Annotated in this window: 2 protein-coding genes; both read right to left on the bottom strand. The window is 63.2% G+C overall.

Features of this window, described 5'->3' with window-relative positions:
* Positions 1–3,224 (bottom strand): beta strand repeat-containing protein (locus tag DFR41_RS27255; protein WP_147284452.1); only part of this gene is annotated, 3,224 nt, incomplete at its 3' end.
* Between the two features lie 506 nt (positions 3,225–3,730).
* The coding region (locus DFR41_RS27845) for a hypothetical protein (protein WP_170159489.1) at positions 3,731–3,945 on the bottom strand (215 nt) is incomplete at its 5' end.

Below are 3,945 nucleotides of genomic sequence, written 5' to 3'. Positions count from 1 at the left end.
TTGAAGGTCAGCCCGCCCATGCTCTGCGTGCCAGAGACCGTGACCGTGCCGCCGCTGGCGCCTCCGAATGTCGCCACGCTGGTGCCGCCCGCCCAGGTGCCGTTGGCCGCGCCCGCGCTGTCGGACCAGTTCAGGGTCGAGCCGTCCCATGTGCCGCTGCCGCCGTCGATCTGGCTGTTGCCAGTGACGACGTCCCAGAAGGTGTAGCTGCCGGCCGCGGTCAACTCGCCCGGCGTGCCGCTGGCCCAGTACGTCGCGGATACGGCATTGCCGCCCAGCTTGATCTGGTTCAGGGGGGTCTGGCCAACCGTGTTGCGCGCAGGGGTGCCATTGACTGCCGTGGCGTAGAAGTGCGTGCTGCCCGCAACCCAGCCGCTGGCCGTGAGGGTCTGGCCCGTGCCCAGGCTGCCGATGCTGGCCACCGTCAAGCTGCTGCCCGCACCGAAGGTGAGGGTGCTGGAGCTCGTCTGTGTGAGGGTGCCAAAGCTGTGCGTGAAGGTGCCCAGGTTCACGCTGCCGCCCGCCATGACGATGTTGACGTTGCTCGCGCTGATGCCCGCCGTGAGGTTCAGGACGGCGCCCGTGTTCACCGTGATGCTGCCGCTTCCGGTGATGGCCGAGACGTTGCTGGTGCCCCCGCTCAGGATCAGCGCGCCACCGCTGCCCATGTCCAGCGTGCCGCCGGTGACCGTGAGGCCGTTGGACAGCGTCTGGCTGAAGCTGCCTAGACTGAGCGTGCCCGCGTTGACCTTGATGGCGCTGGCCGCCGGCAGCGCGTTGGTCACCCCCACGGCCAGCGTGCCGGCGTTGATGTTGGTGTCGCCCGTGTAGGTGCTGGCACCGCTGAGCGTCGTGGTGCCGCTGCCATCTTGCGATACGTTGCCCGCACCGCTGATGACTTTGCCGAAGCTGTAGGCGTTGCTGCGCTTGAAGCTCAGATTGCCATTCGTGGTCGAAAGCGCCACGCTGGCGTGCGACGCAATGCTGCCCGTCGTCCCGCCATTGCCCACCTGCAGCGTCCCATTGCTTACCGTGATGGCGCCTTGCGCCGTATTGTCCGGGCCGCTGAACACCATCTTGCCGCCACCCGTGATGGAGAAACCCTTGTCCGCGGCCCCGCTGCCGGTATAGAAATAGCCCGTCACGCTGAGTGTGGCCGAAGCAGCAATATCGAAACCCGTACCGCCCGGCGTGTAGGTGTTCACGCCGGCCGCGCTGATGGTGCTGTTACTCAGTACCTGCACGTTGCTGCCGAGCACGTGCGTTCCGTAATCGAGCGCGCGACTACTAAGGCTCGGACTGCTGGTTGCAAGTTCACCGCCATCCAGCACGAGGAGAGGCAGATTCGACTCCAAAGTGGAATCCCCAATCAGCTTGCCTCGTAGGGTGATCTTTGCGGGGCCGGCATTCACGGGATACCAAACGCCGATAGGGTTGGGGTTTCCGCTGTTTGCTACGCCTGCTACCACGGTTGCGTTCTGGGCCACGATCAGTTCGCCGCCGCCGCTGAGAGGGCATGAATTGGGCAGGCCGCAGTTCGTGGAGTTGGCCAGCACAAGAGTGCCCGCGTTCACCGTCGTCGTGCCGGTGTAGGAACTGGCGCCCGAAAGCGTCAGGGTTCCGGTGCCTTCCTTGATGAGGCCCCAGTTGTTGGTGCCGGTGCCCAGGGCCACGGCACTGCTGAGCTTGCCGGAGAAGGTGCTGCTGCCATTGCCGTTGCCGACCGACAGCGTGGGTGCGGTGCCCGTGATGGCCGCGGCCACGGTGCCCGCGCCCGAGAGGGTGCCGATCTTGATGGTGCCGTTGTAGATCTGCAGCCGGCTGGTGCTGTCCACCGTCACGGCCAGGGTGGTGTCGACGTTGCCCTCCAGCGAGACGTCGCCGAAGTTGCTCACGTTCAGGCTGCCCGAGCCGATGGTGGAGCTTCCCGTCAGAACCAGGCGCCGGTTCGAGCCGTCGAGCGTCTCCAGCGGAGAACTGCCCGTGACGTTGATGGTGGCGTTGGTGAAGGTGGTTGGCCCTGGCTTATAGATGCTCTTGGGCGTGGTGCCCGCATGGGCGTACGACAGTGTGCCCGCGATATTCCAGGGGCCGGTATAGACGATCTGAGCCGCGGTGGGGTTGCTCAGGTTCAGGCTGGCGCCGTTGTCGACCGACACCGAGCCGCCGAGCGCGCTCAGTTGTGCGCTGCTGTTCAACACCCCCGCCTTGACCGCAAGGCCACCGCTGTAGGTGTTGGTGCCGCTCAGCGTGAGCGTGCCAGGGCCTTGCTTCTCGAACGCAGTGGTACCGGCGAGTACGCTGGAGACCGTCGCGCTCACCCCAGAGGCGGCCGTCAGCACGTTGGTGCTGGCCGCGCCCGTCAAGGTGCTCCCACTCAGCGTGTAGCCCGTGGTGCTGAAGGTCAGCCCACCCATGCTCTGCGGGCCTGAGACCGTGACCGTGAATGGGCCGGCGACGAGCCCACCGAATGTGGCCACACTGGTGTCGCCCGCCCATATGCCGTTCGTGCCGCCGTTCTGGGTTGTCCAGTTGGCCGTGGTGGCATCCCATGTGCCGGTACCGCCGTTGACCACGCCATTGGCCGTGGTGGAGTTGTCCCAGTAGGTGACCTTGGGCGTGTTCTTGACAACGCAACTGATGGCATCGCCATACGCCGCCGTGAAGCTCGCAGGAAGGCTCGTGAGGCTGGCGACATTCGTCGTGCCGGTGTTCGTGCACGCGACGGTGGCCGCATATTGCGAAAGACTCGATGCGCTTCCTGCCGCCATCGATTCGTTCAAGGTGTAGGCGCCCGGTTGAGCGACAAAATTCACTGCCGAAGAGGTGACAGCCGCGCCAGTGCCCGTGGTCGTCGTCGAAGAAGCTCCAGAACCGGTCGCGCTTAAATTGAATTGATCTGCTGCATCAAGGCGGCCGCTGCCACCCAGGGTTTTCTGGAAGGTAACCAGGGGCCTGCATGCGCCCGTCTGATTGATTGAAGTTTTGCTATAGAAACCCTGGGGGTTGCTACCCGGCCCATTCCAGAGGCCGACGATGACCGTATTGACACCCGCAACCCACTTCCCGCCGATACTGATGGGGGTTGTCGTATTAAACGGTCCAACCGCACTGACTGGGTCACCATTGACAAAAAATCCGACAGTATCATCGTCGCCCGCATAATTGAAGGTCAAAATCAGCGCCGAAGGATCGATCTTTGTCGAGTCGACGTTGAATTGCATTTTGTAGTAATAAATGACCCATCCAGGACTTGTAGAGCTCGTCGTAGAGGATAGCCAAGTCACTGTGCTTCCGTTGGAAACCCATCCACCGATCGTCGATGAGTCAATGACATAGGCGTCGTTATACGTTATGCCCGTGGGAGGTGCCACCAGGCTTGGGGCAGCCGTGTACACACCCGAATATTGCCCAGACGAGACCTTCCACACCGAATCCACGGATCCTGCCGATTTGACCCCACCCGCTCCGTTATATCCCGTATTGAGCACATTGCCGTCGCTGGAGCAGGTGATGGTGGGTACAGTCTGCGCAAATGCGAAATGGCTGCTAAGCAAAAAAATGGCGAAGAGGAAGAGGAGTTTGTGGACGAAGTTCAGCCCTATTAATCGCTTCCTAACCCCTGAATAAAACATATGCTGGGCCAAATCATTGAAATTCATCATTCCTCCCTGCCATTTGCAGAGCCGATCCGCCTCATGCATCGCTCGGCTCGGCACATCGCCGTTCCTCAATCCACAGAGACCCGCATCAGCACGTCGCCCGATGCGCCCCCGGGCAGCGAGCCGGTGAAGCTCCAGCTCACGGCCCCCGTGCCCCCGGTGGCCTGCACGGTGGCGCAGCCCACCGGCGCAGCCGGTGCCGCATTCGCCGGCGTCACCTTCGTGCACGTGCCCAGCTGCACGGGCGTCGTGCCCGCCTGCGCACTCACGAAGCTCGTGTACG

It is taken from the genome of Pseudacidovorax intermedius (genome assembly GCF_003350475.1).
Classification (GTDB): domain Bacteria; phylum Pseudomonadota; class Gammaproteobacteria; order Burkholderiales; family Burkholderiaceae_C; genus Xenophilus; species Xenophilus intermedius.
The sequence above is the reverse complement of the archived record's forward strand: the minus strand, read 5'-3'. Positions and strand labels throughout refer to the sequence as shown.